Raw genomic sequence first — 24,185 nt, 5'->3', positions numbered from 1 at the left:
CACACCACCACCCACAATCCCCAATCCGTTTTTTTTGGGTGTGTGGTGGGCTCGTTGTTGTTTATCCGGGCCCGGGGCCGGGCGCCGCGGCCCGGCGCCGGCCCGCCGCCACATGGGCCTCCGCCAGATCGACGACGTGGATGTAGTCGCGCACGCAGGTGCCGTCCGGAGTCGCGTAGTCGTCGCCGAAGATCCGCGGCGGCTCGCCCCGCGTGAGCTTCTCGAAGACCATCGGCACGATGTTGAAGACGCCCACGTCGGCCAGTTCCGGCGCCGCCGCCCCCGCCACGTTGAAGTAGCGCAGACAGGCCGTCGACAGACCGTGCGCGCGGCCCGTGGCCCGCACCAGCCACTCCCCGGCGAGCTTCGTCTCCCCGTACGGGTTGATGGGCGCGCAGGGCGTCTCCTCGGTCACGAGGTCGACGTCGGGCATGCCGTACACCGCGGCCGAGGACGAGAACACGAAGGACGGCACCGCGGCGGCCGTGACCGCCTGCAGCAGCACGCGCAGCCCCTCGACGTTCTCGCGGTAGTAGTGCAGGGGCAGGTCCACCGACTCGCCCACCTGCTTCTTCGCCGCCAGATGCACGACACCGGCGATCGCGTGGTCCTTCAGCGCTCGCGCGACCCGCTCCCCGTCCAGGGTCGAGCCGACGACGAGCGGGACCCCGTCCGGGACGCGTTCGGAGATCCCGGTGGACAGGTCGTCGTACACCACGGTCCGTTCGCCCGCCCCGGTCATCGCGCGGACGACGTGCGCCCCGATGTAGCCGGCGCCGCCGGTGATCAGCCAGGTCATCTACGGCCGTCCCCTCGTGTGTCCTCGTGCGTACTCGCGTGTACTCGTGTGTCCCTCATGGTGCGGATACGGATCAGTGAAGCAAACGCTTCAGCCTGCGGCCCAGCACGGCCGCCGTCCCCCGCAGGCCCGGCGCGATCCGCAGGGCGAGCGAGCCCGCGTGGGTCGCGTACGGCTGGACGAGCAGGACCCCGTGCCGGGCGCTCGGCACGACCGTCCGGCGCAGCAGACCGGGTCCTGTGCTCGCGTGCGCGGTGGTCTCGCGGGTCGTGCCGTCGTGGAAGCGCAGGCACAGCCGCAGGTCCCAGGTGCCGGAGCCGAGCGCGGCGAGGTCGGCCGGCGCCTCGGCCGTCCAGGAGTCGACGCCGGAGCCAACGCCGGAGCCGGTGCCGATGGTGTCGGGATCGACGTCGTCCGCGTGGAAGGGCGCGGTGAGCGTGAGGCCCGTCCGCCCGTCCTGCCGGTGCACGAACTCGGCGTCCACGGTCGCCGGTGCCGCGTCCGCCATCCGCCCGTACAGCTCGTGCAGGCGCAGCCGCAGCAGGGTGCCACGCGCGCGTGGCCGCAGTTCCGCGTCGACGGCCACCGGGAGGACGCGTACGGGCCGGTGCAGGAGGTGTTCCAGGGTGACGTGGGGCAGGTCGGCCGACCAGACCGGCGTACCGTCCTGGGCCCGCGCGTACGGGGGCCGCAGCCGGGCCGGCCGCGCCGCGACCTCCTTGACGCGGATCAGGTCGCGCGGCTTCTCCGAGGCCAGCACCACCTGGGCGATCACCCTGCCCGGCGCCGGGGCCAGCGCGAAGTCGGCCGCGTCGAACGTCGCGAGGTACGCGCGCGTGAGGGCCCACCACTCACGCCGGTACACGGCCCCGCGCAGATCCAGCTCGCGCACGTACATCCGCAGCGCGTGGTCGAGGAACCGGGCGCGGGACGCCCGGGCCAGCCGTTTCTCACCGGCGGCGAGGAGGATGTCGTACGCGAGGGCGTGGGCGGTGATCCTGGCACGCCAGTTGTCGACGCCCGACCTGTCCAGTGAGATCGACAGGCGTTCGGCGCCGCGCCGCACGTGCCAGACGTAGACCGTGTCCGGGATCAGCGCGACGCGCGGACGGGCGGCGAGCACGCGCGCGGTGAAGACGAAGTCCTCGTAGGGGAAGTGCCCTTCGGGGAAGCGGATGCCGTGCTCGCGCAGGAAGTCGGTGCGGTACAGCTTGTTGACGCACAGCGTGTCGTGGACCAGGCGGACGCGCCGCGACGGGCGGGTCACCAGGGCGGCCCCCGCGTACAGCTCGGGCTGCCAGCGGACCTCGCGGCCGGAGGGCAGTTCGCGGCGCACGCACAGGCCCGCGGCGACCTCCGTGCCGCGTCCGGTGGCCGCCGTCAGCAGGGCGTCCACCGCGCCGGGCGGCAGTACGTCGTCGCTGTCGAGGAACATCACGTACGGGGCCGTGGTGGCGTCGATGCCGTCGTTGCGCGGGCTGCCGCAGCCGCCGCTGTTGACCTCGCGGCGGACCACCCTCAGCCGTGGCTCGTCCTGTGCGAGGCGGTCCAGGAGGTCTGCGCTGCCGTCCGTCGAGTGGTCGTCCACGGCGATCACCTCACGCACCGCGGGCCCCTGCGCCAGCGCCGAGCGCACCGCGTCCCCCACACGGGCGGCGTCCTCGTACCCGATGACGACGACGCTCACCTGCGACGGGCGGGGGGTTCTGGCTCGCATGACGTGCACGGCCTCCATGGGACGGAATGGTGGAGAGTGTTGGTTATTTTCCGTTAAGAGGTATTTGCGGCATTTACTGTCTCATGGGGGAGACGGCGTGTGGTGGACGGGGGTTCCGTCCCCTCGGGCCGCGGTACGGCCCGCGGGGTCGCGGCCGTCCACAGGCGGTGGAAGGAGAGTCCGGCGGCCGTCACCAGCAGGCCGTTGCGGACGAGCATCAGCAGGGTGCCCGTCCAGGTGCAGGCCACGACGTCGTCGTACAGGACCGGGTACGCGAGGGAGCTGACCGCGGCGGCGGCGGCGACCAGCGTCGCGACCGGGCGCTGCGTGGTGTGCCGGGAGGTCAGGCACACGGCGGCCAGACCGATCAGCCACACCAGGTACTGGGGACTGATGACCCGGCTCGTCACCGTGAACAGGAGCACGGCGCTGAGCGCGGCGTCGTACGGGGTCGCCGGCGTCCAGCGCCGCGCGCGCAGCCGCCACAGCAGCAGGGCGCCGAAGGCCGCGACGGTGAGCGCGAGCGACACCGCGGCGATCGACGTGACGTACGGGCCGGTGAACTCCATCGCGCCGTACCGGTAGCCCACCTGCCCCGGCCAGCCCGCGTGGTGGGCGAAGGACAGGGCCGTGCCGCCGAGCGACTCGATCTGCACGCCCCGGCCGCTCTGCTGGTGCAGGAAGTCGAACGGGTCGCGGAACAGGGCGGCGAGCGTCAGCAGCAGCACGCCCGCGGTGACGGCCGCCGCGGTCCACGCCTCCTTCGTCGTACGGCCCCGGGGTGTGCCGATCAGCGTCAGCGCGGGCCACACCTTCACCAGGGCGCCCAGCGCGGCGAACGCGCCGCACGCACGCGTGGAGCGCGACAGCGCCAGCAGGGAGACGACGGCGAACGCGGTGACCTGCACGTCGTAGCGCGCGAGGGGGATGTGCAGGAGGAGGGGCAGGGCCGCCGTCCACAGGGCCGCGCCGCGCAGGCTGCGGCCGGGGCGGGTGCCCGCGCGCGTGAGGACGACGGTGACCAGCAGGTCGGTGGCCAGGGTGAGGGTCACGAACGCCTGGAAATACGTCAGTCCCGGCAGCAGTCCCGGGGAGAGCAGGACGGGGCCCGCGCCCGGCGGGTACTGCCACAGGCGGTCGCCGGAGGGGAACGTGCCGGTGGCCAGGACGCCGTACCAGCGGGCGTACAGCTCGTGCACCTCGCGGGCGACACCGCCGACGCCGAGGGGGGTGCGGCCGTCCTGGGTGAGCAGCCAGAGCATCAGGGCGCGGGTGGCCGACCAGGTCGCGGCGAGGGCCAGGAGCTTCTCGCGGGACTTCTTGCAGGACTTCTTCCGGGGGGTCATCCGGGGGATCGTAAGCCGCAAGGTGGTTCATACCGGCTGATGACGAGTCAATCAGGAGCAAAGGTCAGCTAGTAGCACAGGATCTGGCGCATGATCGTCAAGCGTTCGAGGGGTGCGTTCGGCTTCCGCTCCGGCCTCGGCTCCGGCTCGGGCTCCGGCTCCGGCTTCGACTTCGGCGCCGCTGGTGCGGTGGTGGTGCCCGGGGTCGTCATGTTCGTGATCGGTCTGTGGGGGATCGACCGGGGCGGGATGTGGCGTGACGAGGCGGTCACCTTCCAGGTGGCGCGGCGGTCGCTGCCGCAGATCTGGCAGCTGCTGCACTCCGTGGACGCCGTGCACGGGCTCTACTACCTCCTCATGCACCCCGTCCTCGCCGTCCATCCCGGCGAGGTCGCGCTGCGCCTGCCCTCGCTCTGCGCGGCGGCCGTGACGGCGGGTCTCGTCGGCGCGCTGGGGGCGCGGCTCGCGCGTCCGCGGGTGGGGTTGTGGGCGGGGCTGCTGTACGCGGTGACGCCGGTGGTGGGGCATTTCGCGCAGGAGGGGCGGTCCTATGCGGTCGTCTCCGCCGGGGTGGCGGGGTCTACCTGGTTGCTCTTGCGAGCGGCAGGACCGGGGGCGTGTGTCGGGTGCGGGCCGGTGGGGGCTGGTCGCGCAGTTCCCCGCGCCCCGTTCGGGGGGCTGCCGTTGTGGGGTGGGTGTGCCGTTCCCCGCGCCCCTTTCGGGGGGTGGTGCTGGGGGTTCTATGGGGGTGTTGCCGGGGGCACCGTGCTGCTTCATGAGTTTGCTGTGCTGGTTCTGCTCGCGCACGCGGGCACGTTGGCGCTTGCGCGGGTGTCCCGGGCGGTGTGGTGGGCGTGGGGACGGGCTGCCGGAGGCGTGGTTCTTGTCGTGCTTCCGCTGGGGGTGGTCTCCCACGGGCAGGCCGGGCAGGTGGCCTGGCTCAGAGCTCCCGGCGGCGAGGCGGTCGAAGGGCTCCTGCGGGCGTTCGCCGGGCCGACCCTGCTGGTCCTCGGCCCGTATCTGCTGCTGATCGTGCTCGCCCTGGGCGCACCGCTCGCCCGCCGCGGCGAACTCTCCCTCCCCGCGGTCGCCCTCCCCCTGCTGCTCGTGCCGCCCGCGACCCTCCTCGCCGTCTCGCGCCACTGGCCGCTCTTCGACGACCGCTATGTGCTGTACGCGCTCGCGGGCGCGCCCCTGCTGGCGGCGGCGGGCGCGGAACGGCTGGCCGGGGCGGCGGCCCTGCTGTGGGGCGGCCGGACGCGACACGTCGACACGTACGCCGTCACGTGCCTCGGAGTGTTCGGTGTCGCCCTCGCCTTCGTCGCGCAGCTTCCCGTCCTGCGCGCGGACCGGGACCCCGACCGGCGGCCCGACAACCTCGCCGCCGTCTCGGCCGCGGCGGCCCGGCGGATGAGCCACGGCGACCCCGTGCTCTTCCTCCCGGCGCTCGCCAGGCGCGCGGCGGTGGCGTACCCGAAGGGCTTCCGCGGTACGGCGGACATCGCGCTGCGCGAGCCCGGGGCCGTCTCCGGAACCCTCTACGGACGCGAGACCGGCCCCGCCGAACTGCGCCGCCGGCTCGACGGGCTCGACCGCGTGTGGGTGGTCGCCGAGCCGTACGCGCTGCGGCCCGGCTGGTATCCGCCGGTCCCCGCCGAACAGGTCAAACTCGCCCTCCTGAACGGGGAGTTCGTGCCCCGGGCCGAGTACGTGCGCAAGGCGTCGGTCATGCGGCTCTACGTGCGCAGGTCCGCGGCGGCGGGGGCGGCCCCGGTCACTCGCAGCCCGGGGTCTCCTCCAGCGCCGCCGCGTCCAGCGCGCCCGTGAGGCGGTCGAGCCGGGTCCGCAGGTCCTCTATCTCGGCCAGCTCGAAGCCCGTCGCGGCGGCGATCCGGCGCGGTACGCGCAGCGCCCGCTCGCGCAGGGCCGCGCCCTCGTCGGTGAGCCCGGCCACCACGGACCGCTCGTCCAGGGCGCTGCGCTCACGGCGTACGAGACCGGCCGTCTCCAGTCGCTTCAGCAGCGGCGACAGCGTGCCGGAGTCGAGCCGCAGGTGCTCGCCGACCTTCTTCACGGGCAGGTCGCCGTGCTCCCACAGCACCAGCATGACCAGGTACTGGGGGTAGGTGAGCCCCAGATCCTTCAGGACGACGCGGTACAGGCTCCCGAAGGCGCGCGAGGCGGCGTTCAGGGAGAAGCAGATCTGCTGGTCGAGCCGGAGGAAGTCGTTCTCGGGGTCCTCGGACACGGGCGTCGTGGTCATGGCTCCAGGGTACCTCGGTACGTCATTTAGTTGTGCACAATTTAATTGTGTGCTCTACTTGTGGTCGTCGGCGGCCGGGAACCTCAGGCCGCGGGCCCGATTCAGACCTTTGAGAGGGATGGTTTCCATGGACGCGATCTACACCGCCGTAGCCACCGCCACCCACGGCCGTGACGGCCGCGCCTACAGCTCCGACGGGCAGCTCGACCTGCAGCTCGGCATTCCGACGGAGATGGGCGGCAACGGGCAGGGCACGAACCCCGAGCAGCTGTTCGCCGCCGGGTACTCGGCGTGTTTCGCCAGCGCGCTCGCTCTCGTGGGGCGTTCGGCGAAGGTCGATGTCAGTGACGCCGCGGTGACCGCGGAGGTCGGGATCGGCAAGGAGGGGGAAGGGTTCGCCCTCAAGGTCACCCTTCGGGTGGAGCTGCCGGAGTCCGTCGACGCGGCGACCGGGCGGAAGCTGGTCGAGCAGGCTCACCAGGTGTGCCCGTACTCGAACGCGACCCGGGGGAACGTGCCGGTCGAGCTGGTCGTCGAGTAGTTTTCCTCGCCCCCGCCGCCCTTACCCTTCCCGTCACTGCATGGGGCTGCGCCCCTCGCCCCCTTTGCGCAGTTCCCCGCGCCCCTAGAGGCCTAGGCACCTAGGGGCGCGGCTCGCCCCCACCGGTCCGCAGGCCAAGTCCTCCTCCAGCGGGGGTTCGGGGGCGGAGCCTCCGAGTCAGTGACGGGAACGGGTAGGGGCGGCGGGGGCGAAAGCTCTCCTCCGCCCACCACAGCGGTACCCCGACCACCGCCACCAGCCATGCCGTCACCATCAATCGGTCGATGGCGATGTCGGGGTGCGCGGCCATGCTCAGCACCCCGGTCGACGCGGCGCCCACCAGCAGCACCCCGAACGCCGGCCGTGCCCGGAGCGCCCCCCACACCCCCGCCCCGACCAGCACCAGGAACAGCGGTTCGGCCAGTTGGCGGCGCAGCCACTCGGTCCAGAAGTTGACCTCCAGGTGGAGGAACTCCCGCCAGGGCCGCTCCCGGTCCGGCCGGAAGAAGTGGTCGGTGAGCAGGTCCTGGAGGCTGTCCGACTCCGAGGGGTAGTGCAGGAGCCGGGCGAGCAGGACCGTCCCGGCCGCCGCCCCCACCGTCACCTTCAGCAGCGTCTTCACGGCGTCCCCGACCGGCCGCCCCGACCTCCTGCGGTGGACGCCGATCACACAGCACGCCCCGGCCAGACACACCGCCAGGAACAGGGCCTGCGAGTGCTTCACGGTGAAGAGCAGAGCCAGGGACAGGGCGACCACCGGGCCCGCCCGGCGTCCGCGCAGCACCAGCGCGCAGCCCCACAGCGCCGCCAGCGTGAGCGCCGTCATCGTGCCCTCGGTCATGGGCCGCATCGCGGTCGCGCCCGTCGGCAGCACGTAGTACAGCGCCTGCCCGGCCAGCGCGGGACCCACCGGCACGTCCAGCGTCCGCAGGATCAGGAACACCAGCACGCCCCCGGCCGCCGCGACGCACACCCCCGCCGCCCACAGTCCCCACGTCACGCCGAACACCGTCACGAACGGCAGGAGCAGCAGCGGATAGCCCGGCCGCACCTCGAAGATCCGCATGAACCGTTCGCCCATGAAGGGCGCGGTCCAGCCGGACGTCTGGCCCGCGTCGAGCCGCCGGCCGACGCTCCAGTGGTAGTAGCGGTCGCACTCGGCCCGGATGTCCGGCCCCGGATCGGGGGCACGGAAGCGCCGGACGTCCACGCTGTGGTTGCGGGAGGCCGTCTCGCCCCGGCTCGCGCACACGTACGCGATGCTCCGCCCCGCCGCCTCCGTCTTGTCGGCGCCGCCCAGACTCAGCGCGTACGACAGGTAGTTGCGGCTGTCGGGGGTGTCCCGGCCGGTGACGTTGGCGAGCTGGAGGCAGCCGAACAGGGCGGCGAGGAACAGCACCCACGCGGCGGGGCGAGCCTTCATGAGCGGGTCAGGGCGTCGCTCGGGGCGCCGGGCGCGGGAACCATGGGCGGCGTCATGTCCTCGGCCAGCATCAGCGTCCGTACGACCCTCTCCGCGGCCCGCCCGTCGTCGTACCCGCCGAACCGTGACCGGAAGGCGGTCCGCAGCCGCGTCGACTCCTCGTCCTGCCACGCGCCCGACGCGAACAGCCGCGCCAGCTCGTCCTCGTCGCGGGTGACATGGCCCGGCGGGCGCTCGGTGACGTCGAAGTACGTGCCCCGCGCGGCGAGGTACGTGTCCAGGTCGTAGGTGTGCAGGACGATCGGCCGGTCGAGGTGCGCGTAGTCGAACATCAGGGAGGAGTAGTCGGTGATCAGCGCGTCGGAGGCGAGCAGCAGCTCCTCGACCCGCGGTTCGTCGGTGACGTCCAGGAGGAGGCCGCGAGCGGCCAGGTCCCGCAGGCCGAGGCCCCGTTCGTGGTGCTGGGCGAGCGACGGGTGCAGGCGGACCGCCAGGACGTGGTCGCCCGGCAGCCCCGCGATCAGGCGTTCCAGGTCGCAGGCCGGTGCGTAACCGCCCTGCCGGTGGTCCCGGTTCGTCGGCGCGTACAGGAGCAGGGTGCTCCCGTCCGGGACGCCGAGGCGCTGCCGTACGGACTCGCGGTGGCCCTCCTCCGGGCGGACCAGGCAGTCGTTGCGCGGGCTGCCCGAACGCAGGGACGTGAAGCCGCACGGGTAGGCGCGGTCCCAGACCAGTTCGGAGTGCGCGTTCGCGACGAGGCTGTAGTCCCAGCGGTCGGCCCGCAGCAGCATCTTCGGGACGCTGAAACCGCGCCGCGCGCCGGGGTACTTCAGCAGGTCCGCGCCCATCGACTTCACCGGGGTGCCCTGGTGGGTGTGGATGTGGACGGCACCCTCGCGCTTGACCAGGTCGTTGGCCCAGTTGACGTTGTTGATCAGGTAGCCCGCGCGGGCCGTCACCCTGCGATAGGCGCGGCTGCCCGGCAGGACGTGCTCGATGCCCGGTGGCAGCGCGGCCACGTGGTCCTTGCCGACCACCCACACCGACCGGATGTGCGGGGCGAGTTCCCGCGCCTTGCGGTGGATCGCGGCCGGGTCGCCGAGGACACCCCGGTGCGAGAAGGCCGAGTACACGGCGAGGTTGCGGTCGAGCGCGCGCCGCAGGACCAGCCGCCGGTGCAGCGCGAGCAGCACCCTGCGCAGCCTTCGCCGCCACACGAGGCGGCGCCTGCGCAGCCCGGCACGCTTCACGGCGGCGACCCGGTGCAGCGCGTGGAAGGCGTACGGGGCCCGCGCGAGCAGCGTGAACGACGTCCGCGGGATGCGCGCGCCGAGCCGGTGCCCCTCCGGTCGGTACGCGCGCAGGTCCCGGGCCGCCCGCCGGTGGAACTCGGGGCGCGACGACGGCGGTACGCGGTCCGCCTGGCGCAGGATGAAGAGGTAGTGGTCCGCCATGTGGTCGTAGAGGAAACCGCGCCACCGCTCCAGCTCCGGCCGCTCCCCGAGGAACCGGAACAGCCGCTCGTACTGCGCGAACACCTCGAAGTGCTCCCGGCTCGGCGTGCGCATCGCGTTGCCCTGGCGGCGCTGGCGGTAGTACACGCAGATCCGGTCGACGAGGGTGATCGTGCGGGCCGTCCACAGCGTCTGGTAGACGATCACCGCGTCCTCGTAGAAGCCGGTGGGGAAGGTGAAGCCGCCCTCGCGGAAGAAGTCGAGGCGGTACGCCTTGTTCCACACGACCGTGAACAGGTCGAGCAGTTCGGGGCGTTCGGCGACCGTGAACACGTCCGGGCCCGGCGCGGCGAACATCTCCGCGTCCCGGTTGCGCTTCACCGCGCCGTACCAGTGGGTGCGCGCGTAGTCGAACAGCACGATGTCCGGCCGGCCGGTGGCGTCGATACGTTCGGCGATCGCCCGCAGGGTGCCCGGGGTGTAGCTGTCGTCGCTGTCCAGGAAGAGCAGGTACTCGCCGCGCGCCAGCTTCGCGCCGTGGTTGCGGGCCGGGCCGATACCGCCGTTGACGGGCAGATGCACCGCCACCACCCGCTCGTCGCGGGCCGCGAACTCGTCGATGATCGCCGGGCTCCCGTCCGGGGAGCGGTCGTCGACGACGATCAGCTCGAAGTCGCCGTACGACTGACCGAGGACCGACTCCAGACAGGTGCGCAGGTAGCCCTGCACGTTGTGGACGGGCACGACGATGCTGAAGCGGGGCATGGCACTTCCAGGTCCGGGAACTTGCTGGGTCGCGGGAGCAGGTGAGGGCATCGACGCGCCCCTCAGCGCGCCGGTGTGCGGGGGCGTGACACGGCGGCGGCCGGTGCGGGCAGGCGCTCGCGCAGGGGGATCGGCGCGGGCAGCTCCTCCTCGGCCTGTCCGAGCAGCACCCGCCGTACGACCCGTTCGGCGGCCTGGCCGTCGTCGAACTCGCAGAACCGCTCACGGAAGGCGGACCGCAGTGCGGCGGACCGCCCGTCCGCCCACCGGCCCGACGTGAGGACCTCGATCAACTCGTCCTGTGTACGGGCGACATGGCCCGGGGGCTCGGCCAGCAGGTCGAAGTAGACGCCCCGGGTTTCCCGGTAGACGTCCCAGTCGTCGGCGTACGTGACGATCGGGCGGTCGAGGTTGGCGTAGTCGAACATGATCGACGAGTAGTCCGTGATCAGGGCGTCCGAGGCCAGACAGACGTCCTCGGTGTCCCGCAGGGACGTCACGTCGATCAGCCGGCCGTCCGCCACCGCCCGCCGCAGACCCGCGTCGCCGTCGAGGAAGTAGTGCGCGCGCAGCAGCACCACGAACTCGTCCCCGAGTTCCGCGCAGAACCGCGCCAGGTCGAACTGCGCCGACACGTCCCGCGGATAGTCCCGGTAGGTCGGCGCGTACAGCAGGGCCACTCGGCCCTCGGGGACGCCGAGCCGCTCGCGGATCGCGGCGACCTCGCCGGGGGCCGCCGTGTAGAAGCGGTCGTTGCGCGGATAGCCGTACTCCAGGTGCTCGAAAGCGCTCGGGTAGGCGCCCGACCAGACCTCCGTGGAGTGGGCGTTGGAGGACAGGGAGCAGTCCCAGCGGTCGACGCGCCGCATCAGCTTGCCGAAACTCCCGGTGGCCGCCGCGACGGCCCGGTACTCGATCTGGTCGACGCCCATCCGCTTCAGCGGGGTCCCGTGGTGGGTCTGGACGTGCACGGTGCCGGGGCGCTTGACCACGGCGTGCTCGAAGTTGACGTTGTTGAAGGTGTACTTCGCGCGCGCCATCACCTCCCAGTACCGCCTGCTCCCGATCACCACGCTCTCCACGTCGTCCGGCATGTGCGGGAGTTCCTTCCCCTTCACCAGGAACACCGACCTGATGTGCGGGGCGAGTTCACGTGCCTTGCGGTGGATCGCCGCCGGGTTGCAGGCGTAGCCGCGTCCCCAGTAGGCGGCGAACACGGCGAGGTTGTCGTCCAGCGGCCTGCGGAGGTACCACGCGTACGTCAGGGCGCGGCGCCTGCGCAGCGCGGAGCGGCCCGCGTACGCCCGCGCCCGAGCCACCGGCCGGCCGAGAACCGGGAGCGCCCGGAACGCCGTGTACGCGCCCCGCCGCAGCAGCCGGGCCCGCACCCCCCGGGTGCGGTGGCCCGCCGGACGGTACCGCCGGTAGAGCCTGCCCGCGCGCCGGAAGAAGGCCCGGCCGCCGGAGGCGGTGGCCGCCAGGTCGAGGACCTCGGCGAGGAGCTGGCCGAAGAGCTGTGCGAAGAGGGCGCGCGCCCGGTCCTCGGGAAGGCCCTGCGCGGCGGCCCGCTCCAGCACCAGCTCGACCTGGTCGAGGAGTCCGGCCCCCGCACCGGACGCCCCCGCGCTCCGCCGCCGCTCGTGGCGCCGTACGCAGACCGTGGGCAGCGCGGCGCTCTCCCCGGCGGCGAGGGCCACGAGACCGGCCCAGCCGAGGTCCGTGTCCCGGCCCGCGGGGAAGCCGAGCCCGTGCTCGCGCAGGAAGGCGCGGCGGTAGGCGGTGGCCCAGACCGGCAGCCGTACGTCAGCGGGGTCCCGGTCCTCGAACACCTCCACCACCGGCTCGCCCTCCCACCACGGCACGCGCGCGTGGCCCAGGCGGAGCACATCGACACCGGCCCCGCCGGGCTCCCGCAGCCGCGCGTCGATCCCGGCCAGCGCTCCCGGCGTCAGCACGTCACCCGCGTCCAGGAACAGCACGTACGCCCCGGCCGCCGCCTGCAGTCCGGCCTCGCGCGTACCGGCGACCCGGACGACCCTGGCGTCCCTCTCGGCGTACTCACCGACAAGCGCGCCCGCGGGCGAGCCCGGGTCCGCGCAGGCCGCGATCACCTCGAAGTCGGCGAAGGACTGGTCGAGCACCGGATCGAGGGTCGTGGGGAGCCGCCCCGCGACGTCGTGGACAGAGACGATGATGCTGAAGCGGGGCATGTGGTGTGGTGCTCTTTCTTTCTGTCTGTGCTGTGTGGTGCCGCCGTCCCGGCGGAGTGACGGGTCCGTCGGGACGGCGGCACGTGCGGCGGCTCGGTGCGGCCCGGGAGGGCGCTCCTGCCGCCGGCGGTGTCAGCGCCCGCGGCGGCGCCCTGCCAGCGTCCTCGTGACGATCGGCGGGAGCAGGTCCTTGGCGAGTGCGCGGGCACGGCCGGCCTGTGGGGCCGCGGCGGGACGGGCGGGTGCGGGCCGGGACGACGCCGTGCGCTGGACCGGTACGGCGGGCGCCGCGGCTCCGGCGGGTGCGGCCGGTTCCTCCTCGGCCGCGTACCGGGAGACCGGATGCTTCGGCTCGGTGGCCTTCCTGCCGTCTATGCGGATCATTCCGTGCCCGGCGACCTGCTGCACCTCGTGCCACATGTCGTCACGGGCCGCCAGCCACTCCAGCAGCGCGTCGCGCAGCGGCTCCGGATCGCCCCACGTGCCGTAGAACTTCGTGCCGGTCACGCATATGGGATGCAGATCGAGCGCGGCGACCGCCCCCCAGGTGGCGGCGGCGACCCCCGGGCAGTGTTCCGCGCGGTAGTCGTCGAGGACGACCACGCCGTCCGGCAGGAGGATGTCCCGCACGGCCTCGATGTCCCCGTACACGTGCTCGTACAGGTGCGAGGCGTCTATGTGCGCGAAGCGGCAGCTGTCGTCCGCGACGCGGTCGGCGACCACCGACGTCGGAGCCTGGACGACCTCCGGCAGCCGCTCGTGGAACGCGGAGAAGTTGGCCTCGAACGCCCGCCGGGTGAGCGTCGAGTACGACTTGTTCATCTCCTTGAGGTTGGCGGAGTCCGGCGCGGCCGAGTCGAAGAGATCGCACACCGTGAAGGCGTCGTCGGCACGGCGGTACGAGGCCATGAAGATCGCGCTCTTGCCCATGTACGCGCCCAGTTCGAGCAGGTCGCCCCGCTGCGCACGGTGCACCTGCCCGGACAGGAACCAGTCGAACAACTGCTGGTCGACGGCCCGGAACCAGCCCTTGACCTCCGACAGGGCCTTCGGACGGGGCAGTTCGGTGGTGCTGGAAGTCATGAGTACTCCGTAAAACGGGGTCTGTGGATTTCCTGTGCCTGGGGATGGGACCGGAGTGCTTCAGGGTCTGTCAACGACGGGAACGGAAACTCCGGGTGTCGGGACGGAGGCGAGGGGCGAGGGGGTGTTCCCGTCGGCCGCGGACGGTGCCGGGTGGCGGGCGTCCGGGGGGATCACCGCGGGGAGGCCGGCTGTTTCGCCCAGGACCACCCGGCGCACGACGCGCTCGGCGGCGCGGCCGTCGTCGTACGGGCAGAAGCGCTCCCGGAAGGCCGCCCTGAGCTGCGCGGAGCGTGAACCGCGCCAGTGGCCGGTCGCGAAGATGTCGATCAGTTCGTCCTCGTTGCGGGCGATCGCGCCGGGCGGGAAGGCCCGCAGGTCGAAGTAGGTCCCGCGGGCGGCCTCGTACGCCTCGGGGTCGTCCGAGAGGAGCACGATCGGGCGGTCGAGGCCCGCGTAGTCGAACATCAGCGACGAGTAGTCCGTGACCAGCGCGTCCGAGGCGAGGCAGAGCGACTCGACGCTCGGATGGTCGCTCACGTCGATCAGCCGGCCGCCACTGCGGGCCAGCGGCGCCCCGTACGAGGGGTGGGCGCGGGTCAGCAGGACGAACCGCGGGCCGAGGCGGCGCAGCACCCGCTCCAGGTCGAGCGCGGTGCGCTGGGTGCGGCGGTAGTCGCGGTGCGTCGGCGCGTACAGCACCGCGACCGTGCCCTCCGGGATGCCGAGCGACTCGCGCAGCCGGGCCACCTCCGCCGAAGTGGCCTTCTGGAAGACGTCGTTACGGGGCTGGCCGTACTCCAGCATCGTGTACGCGGCCGGGAAGACGCGCTCCCAGACGAGCGTGGAGTGGCGGTTGCCGGACAGGCAGTAGTCCCACCGGTCGGCGTCGCGCAGCACCTCGGCGAAGTCGGTGTCCCGTGCCGCCGCCGGACGGTCCTGGAGGTCGAGGCCCATGTGCTTGAGCGGGGTGCCGGCCTGCGTCTGGACGAGGATCTGGCCGGGCCGCTTGACCAGTCGGCGGTCGAAAGCGGCGTTGCCGACGACGTACTTGGACCGGGCCAGCGCCGTCCAGTACGCGGCGGAACCGGGCGTCAGCCTGCGCGTGCCCGTCGGGATCGTGTGGTGGAAGCCGGACGCCGCGACCCACGCGGTGCGCATCCCCGGGGCGTGCGTGCGGAACGCGGCCTCCAGCGCCCCCGGGTTGCAGCCGTGACCGCGTCCCGCGTCGCCCGCGAACACGGCGCGGTCGGCCCGTACGGGCAGCAGGCGCTGGACGCCGTAGTGCAGCCGCAGCGAGGCCGTCCGGACCCCGCGCGCCAGCGCCCCGGCGAGCCGCACGGCCCGTCGCTTCAGCCGTGTCGCCGTCCACAGCGCGCGGTAGGTGCGATGGCTGCCGAACCGTACGAGGGCGTGCCGCAGCCGGTTGCGGGACGGGACGCCGGCGTCGCGTACGCGGTAACGGCCGTAGTGGGCGCGGGCCTTGCGCAGGAACGCGGCGCGGGAGCCCCGCGGCAGCCGGTCGCGCTTGAGGAACACGGCCGACAGATGGTCGACCATCCGCTGGAACAGGACCGGCCGCCAGCGCGCCAGTTCGGGGTGCGCGTCGAGATGCGCGAAGACCCGGTCGTACTGGTCGAAGATGTCGAAGTGCCGGCCGCTGGTCGTGCCGAGGATGTTGCCCTGCCGCCGCTGCCGGTAGTGGACGCAGACCCGGTCGAGCGTCGCGATGGTCTCGGCGGCCATCAGGACCGGGTACGTCCAGGGCGTGTCCTCGTAGTAGCCGGGCGGGAACGCGAACTTCTCCCGCTCGACGAACTCCCGGCGGTACGCCTTGTTCCACACGACCATGAGGACGTCCAGCAGACCCGGCCGGTCGTCGAGGCGGAACGGCGCCGGACCCTCCTCGTGGAGCTGCCCCGCCCGGACGTTGCGGACCGTCTCGCCCGACCAGAAGGTGCGCGCGTAGTCGTAGACCAGGACGTCCGGGTCGCCGGTCTCCTTGACGCGGTCGGCGATGTCCCGCAGGGCGTGCGGGGTGAGGCTGTCGTCGCCGTCCAGGAAGATCAGGTAGTCGCCGGTGGCGGCCCGCATCCCCGCGTTGCGGGCCCGGCCGAGGCCCACGTTCTCCTTGAGGTGCACGGCCCGCACCCGCGGATCACGGGCCGCGAACTCGTCGGCGATCGCACCGCAGGCATCCGGCGAGCAGTCGTCGACAGCGATCAGCTCAAGGTCGGTGAACGACTGTTCCAGGACCGATGCCATGCACTCGTGCAGATACGCCTGGACCTGGTACGCGGGGACAATGACACTGAACCGGGGCAAGGGACATCCATGGGTCGGCGCGGCCGTATTGCCCGGCAACGGCCGAAGGGGTTACGGGGTTACGCCGAATGCGGCATGTGGGGGACCCCCCGGGTGACGCGAGGGGGCGGACCGGAACCGGCCCGCCCCTCAACTTGCCTGCTGTGGCGGCTACTTCACCGCCCCCGCCATCACTCCGGACACGAACTGCCGCTGGAACGCGAAGAACACGGCCAGCGGGATCACCATCGAGATGAACGCGCCGGGCGCGAGCGTCTCGATGTTGCCGGAGAACTGCCGGGTCTGCTCCGTCAGCGCGACCGTCAGCGGCCGGGAACCGGAGTCCGAGAAGATCAGCGCCACCAGCATGTCGTTCCACACCCACAGGAACTGGAAGATGCCCAGCGAGGCGATCGCGGGCGCCCCCAGCGGCAGGACCACCGTCGCGAACAGCCGGGCCTCGCCCGCCCCGTCCAGCCGCGCCGCCTCCAGGAGTTCACGGGGGATCTCCGCGAAGAAGTTGCGCAGCAGGAAGATCGCGAACGGCAGTCCGAAGCCCACGTGGAAGAGGACCACGCCGATGACGCTGCCGAAGATCCCCAGGTCGCCGAAGAGATCCGCCAGCGGGATCAGGGCGATCTGGATGGGCACCACCAGCAGCGCCACCACGGCCACGAACCACCAGTCGCGGCCCTTGAAGTCCATCCAGGCGAAGGCGTATCCGGCCATGGCGCCGATCACGACGACCAGGACGGTGGCCGGCACCGTGATGTACACCGTGTTGAGCAGGGAGTCGGTGATCTCCTCCTTGCCGAGCAGCGTCGAGTAGCTCTCGGTGGTGAGCTGGGACGGCTTGCTGAAGACCTCCCACCAGCCGGAGGCGGCGATGTCGGTCGGGTCCCGGAACGACGAGGCGAGCAGCCCCACCGTCGGCGTCACCCACAGCAGCGCGACCAGGATCAGGAAGACCCGCATCGCGCCGCCTCCCGCGGCGCTCGCGATCCGGGAGACGAGCGAGCGCTCGGGCGGACCGGAGGCGTCCACGGCCACGGACGGTTCCCCGGGGCTCCCGGGACCCCCGGAGTCCCCGGGGCCCTTCAGAGGTACGGAGGGTGCGGTCACCGTCGGCGCTCCCTTCGCAGTCGGCGGATGTTGACGATCATCACCGGCATCACCAGGAGCAGCAGGACGATGCCGATCGCGCTGCCGAGCCCCTGGTTGTTGCCGCCGCCGAAGGACGCGTTGACCAGTTGCAGGGCCAGCACGTTGGCCTCGTCCTTGCTGGGCTGCGGGGCGATGATGAAGACCAGGTCGAAGATCTTCATCACGTTGATCATCAGGGTGATCAGGACGACGACGAGGACCGGCGCGAGCAGCGGGACCGTGATCCGGCGGAACACCTGCCACTCGTTGGCCCCGTCGACCCGGGCCGCCTCCAGCAGATTGCGGTCCACCCCCGCGAGACCGGCCGCGATGAGCACCATCGCGAAACCCGCCCACATCCAGGCGTACGAGCCGATGATGGCCGGGGTGACCAGGCTCGGGCCCAGCCAGTCGACGCCGTTGTAGGGCTCCGCGAAGTTCGAGGACGGCAGCCGCAGTTGCGCGCCCGCGGCGGACGCCGGCAGCGTGAACGTACCGTCGTCGCCGGCCTTCGCGGAGGCCACCACCTCGCCGTCCTTCACCGCCTCCACCTTGATGCCCGGCAGCGCCTTCTCACCCGCGTCGACGGCGCCCTTCGTACCGCCGCCGCCCAGCTTGAAGTCCAGCCAGACCGTGCCGGACACGCCGTCGCCGGAGCTCTTCGCGGCCTTCGCGTCCCCGGGGTCGCCCGGCACCTTGTCCGGGGCGATGCCGACCAGCGGGACCAGGGCCGGGGAGCCCGCCTCCAGCGTGCCCGCGGAGGTGAACGCGCCCCCGCCGGACGCCTTGAGGTCGCTCTCGGTGGACGGCCGCGCCTTCGGATACACCGACGAGTCGGCGAACGTGTCGTGCACGCCCACCAGCACGGCGTTCGCCACGCCCTGGTCGGGGTCCGCCTCGTACACGAGCCGGAAGATGATGCCCGCGGCGAGCATGGAGATCGCCATCGGCATGAAGATGATGAGCTTGAACGCCGTGGACCAGCGCACCCGTTCGGTCAGCACGGCGAAGATCAGACCCAGCCCGGTCACCAGCGCGGGGGCGACCGCGACCCAGATCGCGGTGTTCTTGACCGCGGTGAACGTGGCGTCGTCGCTGAACAGGTCCCCGTAGTTCCCGAGACCCACGAAGCCCGAACCGTCGGCGTCGTACAGACTGCGCCAGACCGAGTACCCGATCGGGTAGACCACGAGCGCGCCGAGCAGCACGATCGCTGGCAGCAGGAACAGCCCCGCCACCCACCACCGCGTACCGATCACACTCTTGCGTTTGCCGACGGGAGGCACCGGGTTCGCCGGGCCCCCCGCCGTCGCGAGCTGTGACGACATCGGAGGCCGTCAGCCCTTGTACGCCTTGGCGGCGGCCGTCTCCAGCTGCTGCTGGGCGCCCGCCACGTCCGAGGGGGTCTTCAGGAAGTCCTGCAGCGCCTTCCACTCGCCCGTGCCCTCCGTACCGCCGAAGGCGGCCGGGGCCTGGTCGGACATGTCGAAGCGGAAGGAGTCCTTGGCCTTCAGCAGGGCCTTGCCGATGTCCCGCGCCACGTCGTCCTTGTACTTGTCCGCGTTCATCTCCTTGTTGGGGGAGATGAAGCCGCCCTGCGCCGCCCAGATCTCGGCCGCGTCGGTGGAGGCCAGGAAGGTCAGCAGGGCCTGCGAACCCTTGTCGTCCTTCAGCGCCACCGCCACGTCACCGCCGCTGACCACCGGCGACGCGTCCCCGACCGCCGGGAACGGGAACACCTTGGCGTCCGTGCCCACTTCCGCCTTCGTGTCGGCGTTGATGTTCGCCGCGACGAAGTCACCCTCGAAGACCATCCCCGCCGGAGTGTCACCGGAGAAGGTGTTCGTCACCGACTTCGGGAACTCGGTGCGCAGCGCTCCGGCGTTGCCGCCCGCGATCAGGTCGTTCTTGCCCCACAGTTGGGCCAGCGTGGTCAGCGCCTCCTTCACGGACGGATCCGTCCACTTGATCTCGTGCTTGGCCAGCTGGTCGTACTTCTCCGGGCCCGCCTGCGAGAGATAGACGTTCTCGAACCAGTCGGTGAGGGTCCAGCCGTCCTGCCCGCCGATCGACACCGCGGGCGAACCCGCGTCCGACAGGGTCTGCGCGGTCTTCAGGAACTCGTCCCAGGTCTTCGGCTCCGCCGTGATGCCGGCCGCCTCGAACGCCGCCGTGTTGTACCAGACCAGCGACTTGTTGGCGGCCTTCGCGTAGACGCCGTACTGCTCGCCCTCGTACGACCCCAGGTCCTGCCAGCCCTTCGAGAAGTTCTTGTCGAGCTCCGCCTTCGCCTCGGCGCCCAGCGGCTTGACCCAGCCCTTCTCCGCGAACTGGTGGAGCACACCGACCTGCGGGAGGAACGCCACGTTCGGCGGCTTGCCGCCCTCGATCTTCGTGCCGAGGAACGTCGACGTGTTGTTGCCGGTCGGTACGTAGGCGACCTCCGCGCCCGTCCGCTTCTCGAACTCGTCCAGGACCTTGGTGAAGTTGTCCTGCTCGGGCCCGGTCCACACGGCCGCGACCTCAAGCTTCTGCCCGTCGAGCTTGGGGAGTTGCACGCTGGAGGCGGCTCCGCTCCCGTTGTCGCCGCCGTCGTCCTTCTTGTCGTCGTCACCGCCGCACGCCGTGAGCGTGAGTGCCATCGCCCCCGCGACGACGGCGGCCGCGGCCTTCGCGGCACCGCTGCTCCTGTGCGACCTGCTGATCCGAAGAGTGCTGCTGCGCATGGTGTGCCCCGTTCTCCGTCGAACGTCCGAGGTCCTGCCCGTGCGCTCTTGGTCTACGCCCGTGCGCTTGGCGTCGGCAAGGGCGCCTGCGCTGTCAAGGGTGTGATCGTGACCGCGTCGTGACGTGGGCCGTTGGGCCGTTGGGCTGTGAGCGGCACCCACCACGGGGCTGCGCCCCGGGGCCCGCGGGGGGTGCGTCCTGGGACCCGCGGGGGTGCATTGTCGGGCGCGCGCCGGTGGGGGCGTGCCGCGCAGTTCCCCGCGCCCCTGACGGGCGGGGCTGCGCCCCTTGGCCCGAGTGGTGTGTTGTTGGGTGCGCGCCGGTGGGGGCTTGTCGCGCAGTTCCTCGCGCCCCTGGGTGTTTTAGCCTGTCCGGCGATTGAGGACGAGCGCGTTCAGCGCGATGGGGGGTGGGGGCGCAGCCCCCGAGTGGGGTTACAGCAGCGAGGGGACCTCTGCCGCCGAGACCGAGCGGGACGCTCGTTCCAGGGCGCTGGCCAGCAGGGCCAAGTCCGTCGGACCGTTGCCGAGTTCGCGTACGGGCCGCCGCGCGGGCGGATCCCCCATCCGCGCCCACTCAAGCGGCACGACCGTGGGCCGCAGCGTCGCCGTACGGGGGATACGCCCCGTGACCCGCCCGCCCTGGAACGGCACGGACCGACCGCCCGGCCCCGCCGCACCGAGCCTGCCGCGCCCGGGAGACGGCTCCTCCGCCCCCACCCCCGGCGCTTCGAGCAGCACCCGCAGCCCGGCCCGCCGAGCCAGCTCCGTCTCGTCCGTACGGGCCCCGCCCCCGGTGGCCGCCACCAGATGCACCCCGAGCCGCTCACCGTCCCGGGCAACCCCTTCCAGGGCCCGTACGACGGACCCGGCGGCCGGACGCCCGGGGGACCCCAGCGCGGGGGACAGCAGCGCGTCCAGGTCGTCGACGACCACGACGAGCCGGGGCAGCGGCGGCCCCGCGTCCGGACGGGGCCGAGCCGCGGCGGGCCGCAGCCGCAGCGTCGAACTGGACATCGTGTCGATGTCCCCGGCACCGGACGCGCCGGAAGCACCGGTCGAACCGGACGCGGACCCCGCCGACCGCTGTGCGACGACCCGGCGCGGCCCCTCCCGGCCGGCGTGCCACTCGGTGAAGTCGAGACGCCCGAGCAGTTCCGCCCGCCGTTTCAGCTCGGCGGACAGCGACTGCGCGAACTCCCGCATGCGTACGGGATCGTGGGCGCCCAGATGCGTCGTGACGTGCGGCAGATCCGTACAGACCTGGAGCCCGTCCCCGCGCGCCGCCGAACCACCGGTACCCGTGCCGTCCCGTCCGTCGACCAGCACGATCCCGAGCCGGTCGGGCCGCTCCGCGGCGGCGAGCGACGCGGCGACGGAACGCAGCAGCTCCGTACGCCCGCTGCCCGGCGGGCCCTCGATCAGCAGATGCGGGCCCTCGCCCACGAGGTCCGCCCCGACGGGACCGCGCGGCCCGGCGCCGAGCACGGCCGTGGCCCGGCCGCCGAACGCCTCCGGGTCGTCGGCCGCGTCCGCCCAACGCGCCATCAGGGACGCCGGGGTCGCCCGCGCGAGGCCCAACTCGTCCAGCAGCCGCGCGGTGTGGGGCAGCGGCGCGGACACCCGGGTGTGCCGCTCACCGGCCCCGCCCTCCGCGCGCAGCGGCGCCAGGGCCCGGGCGAAGCGCTCGGCCCACGCCATGGAGACGGCGTCCACCGCGGCGACCGTGCCATGTCCGACGGGCCCGCCCAAAGAACCCGAAGAAGAAGCAGAAGAACCCGATGGGCCGTGGGGCTGTGTCGCGGGCGCGACGCGCAGCAGCCGCAGGGCCGTCGCCACGTCACCGCTGAGCAGCGCGACGGCCCCGCAGTCGCGGAACGCGGGCGACACCGCACAGGCCGCCTCGTACGTGTCGATCACGGGCGAGGAGGGCGACGCGGCCGGTGTCTCGGCGAGACAGATGACATGGATGCCTACCTGGGGGCCTTCGGCCGCGAGCCGCGACACGGCGTCCCGCACTCCGGCCGACCCGGGGTCCCCGTCCACCACGACGACGGTGTGGGGACCGGACCAGCCGGTCTGGGCCGGGTCGTCCGACCGGGCCCAGGAGGGCTGTCCGGCCCTTTCCCGCGCCTCAGCGCCCTGGGTGCCGCTGCGGGGGAGTCCGAGGTGGGTGACGTGGGGGTCGCGGGCGAGGGGACGGCTCCCGGGGGCGGGCAGGCCGGCGGCGTCCTGGCCGGGTGCCGTCCCGGCGTCGGCCGGGTGCCTCGGGCGCGGCGCGAAGGCCCCGCTGTCGTCCGGAGAGCCCGCGCCGAGGCGGGGCCCGTGACCCCGCTCGGCGGCCCGTCCCGTCTCCGTCAGGTGGTCCTCCAGGCGCCGGACCAGCTCCTCCGTGCGCGCCGTCGCCTGTTCGCGGTCGTAGGCGAGCAGGAGGCGGCAGTCCTGGCCGTGGGTGGGGCGCAGGTGGGGCAGCCAGCCGAGCCACGACCACTCGGCGGTGCGCTCCTCCAGGGAACGCGAGCGGTCCGTGCTGAGGAGGGTGATCTCCAGCGAGTCGGGGGAGTGCAGTGCGGCGAGCTGCGCCACCACCGCGCGTGAGAGCCCCGACAGACGCTCGCGCGGTCCGGCCAGACCCAGCGCCCCGACCTCGCGGAGCCCGGCGGTCACCGGGACCGCGGACAGCAGTCCGGAGCCGTCGGGGGTGCTCCGGTCCGCCGTGCCCAGCCGGACCGTGAGGGTCTCCTGGTGTCCCGGTTCGCGCTCCCACAGCCGCGGTCCCGGTCCGAGCGCCGCCAGCAGCAGCGCGGCCGGATCGGGCCACCGCTCGGGCGAGGGCACGCCCAGGGCGACGGGCTCGGCGAAGGGCGCCTCGTACGAGTCGTACGGGTCGTACTCCCCCTCGTCGCCGTACTGGTCCTCGCTCCGGGACCCCGCCAGCCGGCGGGCCCAGGCCGAGAGGCCGCGCTTGCGCGCGTTGCGCGGCACGGGTGTCCCCCGGAGGGGAGTGCCCTTCCGCTTGCCCTCGCCCGGTCCCTGGACGTCGGTGCCTGGGTCGTCCTCGTACTGCTCCCCGGGGTCCCCGTACGCGCCGCGGTCTCCGGCGTCCCTGTGCTCGATCCGGGGTGCCCCGCCCTGGCCCGGCACCACCTGCGGTCCCGCCGGCAGGTGCTCCTGGCTGCCGGGGACCCCGCCACCGGCGGAGCCCCACCCGGCCGTGCCGTAACCGTGATGGGTCTCGGAGGTCGGCCGCTCGACGCCCGAGCGGGAACCGCCGGTGCTCCGGGCGTCCCCCGAGCCCTCGCCCCTGGAGCCGGGGGCGGAGTCCTCGCCACGCGCACGCGGCACCCTCGCGCCTCCGGCGCCCGCGTCGGACCGGGACGCGGACCGCGATCCGGTCCGGGAGGCAGGTCCGGATCCGGCCTCCGCCGCCCCACCGGAAACGGCCGGATTTCGCCCCTGATCCCGCCCCGCGCCCGTCCCCTCGCCCCGTACCTGCTCCTGTCCCTGTCCCTGTCCTTGCGCCTGCCTCTGTCCGTGTGCCGCTCCGGAGCGGTCCGAAGCCGCCGAATATCCGGCGCCCCCGTGAGCGCCCGACGCCTGACCCGAACGACCCTCCTGACCTGCCTGACCCGGCTGTCCCGACTGTTCCCGGCCAGGCCCCCCGGCCCCCGCCGGCACCACACGTACATGTCCCTCGCCGTCCGGCGCGGTCTCCAGGACGTCGGCCCGTTCGCCCGCCGGGGCCAGCAGCAGGGCCGACTCGCCCACCCGCAGCAGCGCGCCCGGCGCGAAGCGCACCGGGCGCTCGCCCACACGCCTGCCGTCCAGCACCGTGCCGTTCGTGGAGCCCAGGTCCGCCACCGAGACATGACCGTCCGCCGCGACCGTCACGGCGCAGTGCAGCCGGGAGACGTCCGGGTCGTCCAGCGGTACGTCCGCGTCGGCGGAGCGGCCGATCTCGATCCGGCCGCCGTGCAGCAGATGGACGCCCCCGGCGTCGGGCCCGGCGACCACGCGCAGCTGTGCCGCCGCGGGATCGACATCGGGGCCGGGCTGCGCGGGGGATCCCAGGGACAGCACGGCGCCGTCCATCAGGGGAGGCTCACCCAGCGTGCAGCGCTGTGCGTCGAGCCGCTCCGCCTCCGCGTACAGCACCCCGGGGCCCTCGCCCCCGACCGCCGAGGCGAGGCCGGAGGCCACCGCCGCGAGCGCGGTCCCGGCGGGTGCTGTGACCAGCACGTCGCAGGACGCGGGGCGTCCGTCGGGGCGCGTCCCCAGCGGGTCTACGACGGTCAGCCGGATCTGCATCGCCGTCAGCGGTCCCTTCTGTCGCGGGCGCCCGCGACGGGGCTCTGCCGCGGTCCCCACCGCAGATTCCCCCACCGCGCACGGGCACGTCGGCCAGTACGGA

14 protein-coding genes and 1 pseudogene are annotated in these 24,185 nt (G+C 73.0%); 2 read left to right on the top strand and 13 right to left on the bottom strand.

Translation table 11 applies throughout. The features are described 5' to 3' along the window. Window positions 1-76: 76 nt before the first annotated feature. The 3 genes and pseudogenes from ACFVH5_RS18675 to ACFVH5_RS18665 all read right to left on the bottom strand — a co-directional run. A pseudogene (locus ACFVH5_RS18675) lies at window positions 77-799 on the bottom strand (NAD-dependent epimerase/dehydratase family protein); the annotation flags it as partial. A 73-nt stretch (window positions 800-872) separates the two neighbouring features. Continuing rightward, window positions 873-2,516 (bottom strand): glycosyltransferase family 2 protein, encoded by a 1,644-nt coding sequence (locus tag ACFVH5_RS18670; RefSeq protein WP_385834760.1) that lies wholly within the window; start codon window positions 2,514-2,516, stop codon window positions 873-875. Window positions 2,517-2,569: 53 nt separating this feature from the next. Then, the gene (locus ACFVH5_RS18665; protein ID WP_385834759.1) at window positions 2,570-3,862 is read right to left on the bottom strand and encodes a glycosyltransferase 87 family protein; all 1,293 of its coding nucleotides are present in this window, start codon (window positions 3,860-3,862) and stop codon (window positions 2,570-2,572) included. Between the two features lie 210 nt (window positions 3,863-4,072). On the opposite strand from ACFVH5_RS18665, the gene ACFVH5_RS18660 reads away from it, so the two are divergent. Continuing rightward, complete coding sequence (locus tag ACFVH5_RS18660) at window positions 4,073-5,689, top strand: hypothetical protein (protein ID WP_385834766.1); 1,617 nt, start codon at window positions 4,073-4,075, stop codon at window positions 5,687-5,689. On the opposite strand, the gene ACFVH5_RS18655 is transcribed toward ACFVH5_RS18660, so the two are convergent. Further along, window positions 5,637-6,125, bottom strand: coding sequence for a MarR family winged helix-turn-helix transcriptional regulator (locus ACFVH5_RS18655; RefSeq protein WP_385834758.1), 489 nt, complete (start codon window positions 6,123-6,125; stop codon window positions 5,637-5,639). The genes ACFVH5_RS18660 and ACFVH5_RS18655 overlap by 53 nt on opposite strands. A 127-nt stretch (window positions 6,126-6,252) precedes the next feature. Between ACFVH5_RS18655 and ACFVH5_RS18650 the strand changes: the two genes are divergently transcribed. Next, complete coding sequence (locus ACFVH5_RS18650) at window positions 6,253-6,666, top strand: organic hydroperoxide resistance protein (protein ID WP_384815430.1); 414 nt, start codon at window positions 6,253-6,255, stop codon at window positions 6,664-6,666. A 100-nt stretch (window positions 6,667-6,766) separates the two neighbouring features. Here the strand turns inward: ACFVH5_RS18650 and ACFVH5_RS18645 are convergent, their stop codons facing one another. The 9 genes from ACFVH5_RS18645 to ACFVH5_RS18605 form a co-directional block, all read right to left on the bottom strand. Further along, entirely contained in the window at window positions 6,767-8,089 is a 1,323-nt protein-coding gene (locus ACFVH5_RS18645) for a hypothetical protein (protein ID WP_385834757.1), read from the bottom strand. Continuing rightward, on the bottom strand, window positions 8,086-10,308 hold the full coding sequence (locus ACFVH5_RS18640; protein WP_385834756.1) for a CDP-glycerol glycerophosphotransferase family protein: 2,223 nt from the start codon (window positions 10,306-10,308) through the stop codon (window positions 8,086-8,088). Before ACFVH5_RS18640 ends, ACFVH5_RS18645 begins: the two co-directional genes overlap by 4 nt. A 62-nt stretch (window positions 10,309-10,370) precedes the next feature. After that, entirely contained in the window at window positions 10,371-12,518 is a 2,148-nt protein-coding gene (locus ACFVH5_RS18635) for a CDP-glycerol glycerophosphotransferase family protein (protein ID WP_385834755.1), read from the bottom strand. Window positions 12,519-12,650: 132 nt separating this feature from the next. Beyond that, window positions 12,651-13,601 (bottom strand): class I SAM-dependent methyltransferase, encoded by a 951-nt coding sequence (locus ACFVH5_RS18630; protein WP_385834754.1) that lies wholly within the window; start codon window positions 13,599-13,601, stop codon window positions 12,651-12,653. A 60-nt stretch (window positions 13,602-13,661) separates the two neighbouring features. Beyond that, entirely contained in the window at window positions 13,662-15,926 is a 2,265-nt protein-coding gene (locus tag ACFVH5_RS18625) for a CDP-glycerol glycerophosphotransferase family protein (RefSeq protein WP_385834753.1), read from the bottom strand. 150 nt (window positions 15,927-16,076) lie between these two features. Then, window positions 16,077-16,880, bottom strand: a complete 804-nt coding sequence (locus ACFVH5_RS18620) for a carbohydrate ABC transporter permease (protein ID WP_385834764.1) — start codon at window positions 16,878-16,880, stop codon at window positions 16,077-16,079. Window positions 16,881-17,023: 143 nt separating this feature from the next. Further along, window positions 17,024-18,376 carry a carbohydrate ABC transporter permease gene (locus ACFVH5_RS18615; protein WP_385834752.1) on the bottom strand — a complete coding sequence of 451 codons (1,353 nt, stop codon included), beginning with the start codon at window positions 18,374-18,376 and terminating at the stop codon, window positions 17,024-17,026. A 9-nt stretch (window positions 18,377-18,385) separates the two neighbouring features. Beyond that, entirely contained in the window at window positions 18,386-19,774 is a 1,389-nt protein-coding gene (locus ACFVH5_RS18610) for an ABC transporter substrate-binding protein (protein ID WP_385834751.1), read from the bottom strand. A gap of 435 nt (window positions 19,775-20,209) precedes the next feature. Continuing rightward, window positions 20,210-24,082, bottom strand: a complete 3,873-nt coding sequence (locus tag ACFVH5_RS18605; RefSeq protein ID WP_385834750.1) for an FHA domain-containing protein — start codon at window positions 24,080-24,082, stop codon at window positions 20,210-20,212. Window positions 24,083-24,185 lie beyond the last annotated feature (103 nt).

Origin of the sequence: Streptomyces sp. NPDC127119, from assembly GCF_042677425.1 — a bacterium.
In the GTDB taxonomy this organism is placed as follows: domain Bacteria; phylum Actinomycetota; class Actinomycetes; order Streptomycetales; family Streptomycetaceae; genus Streptomyces.
The sequence above is the reverse complement of the archived record's forward strand: the minus strand, read 5'-3'. Positions and strand labels throughout refer to the sequence as shown.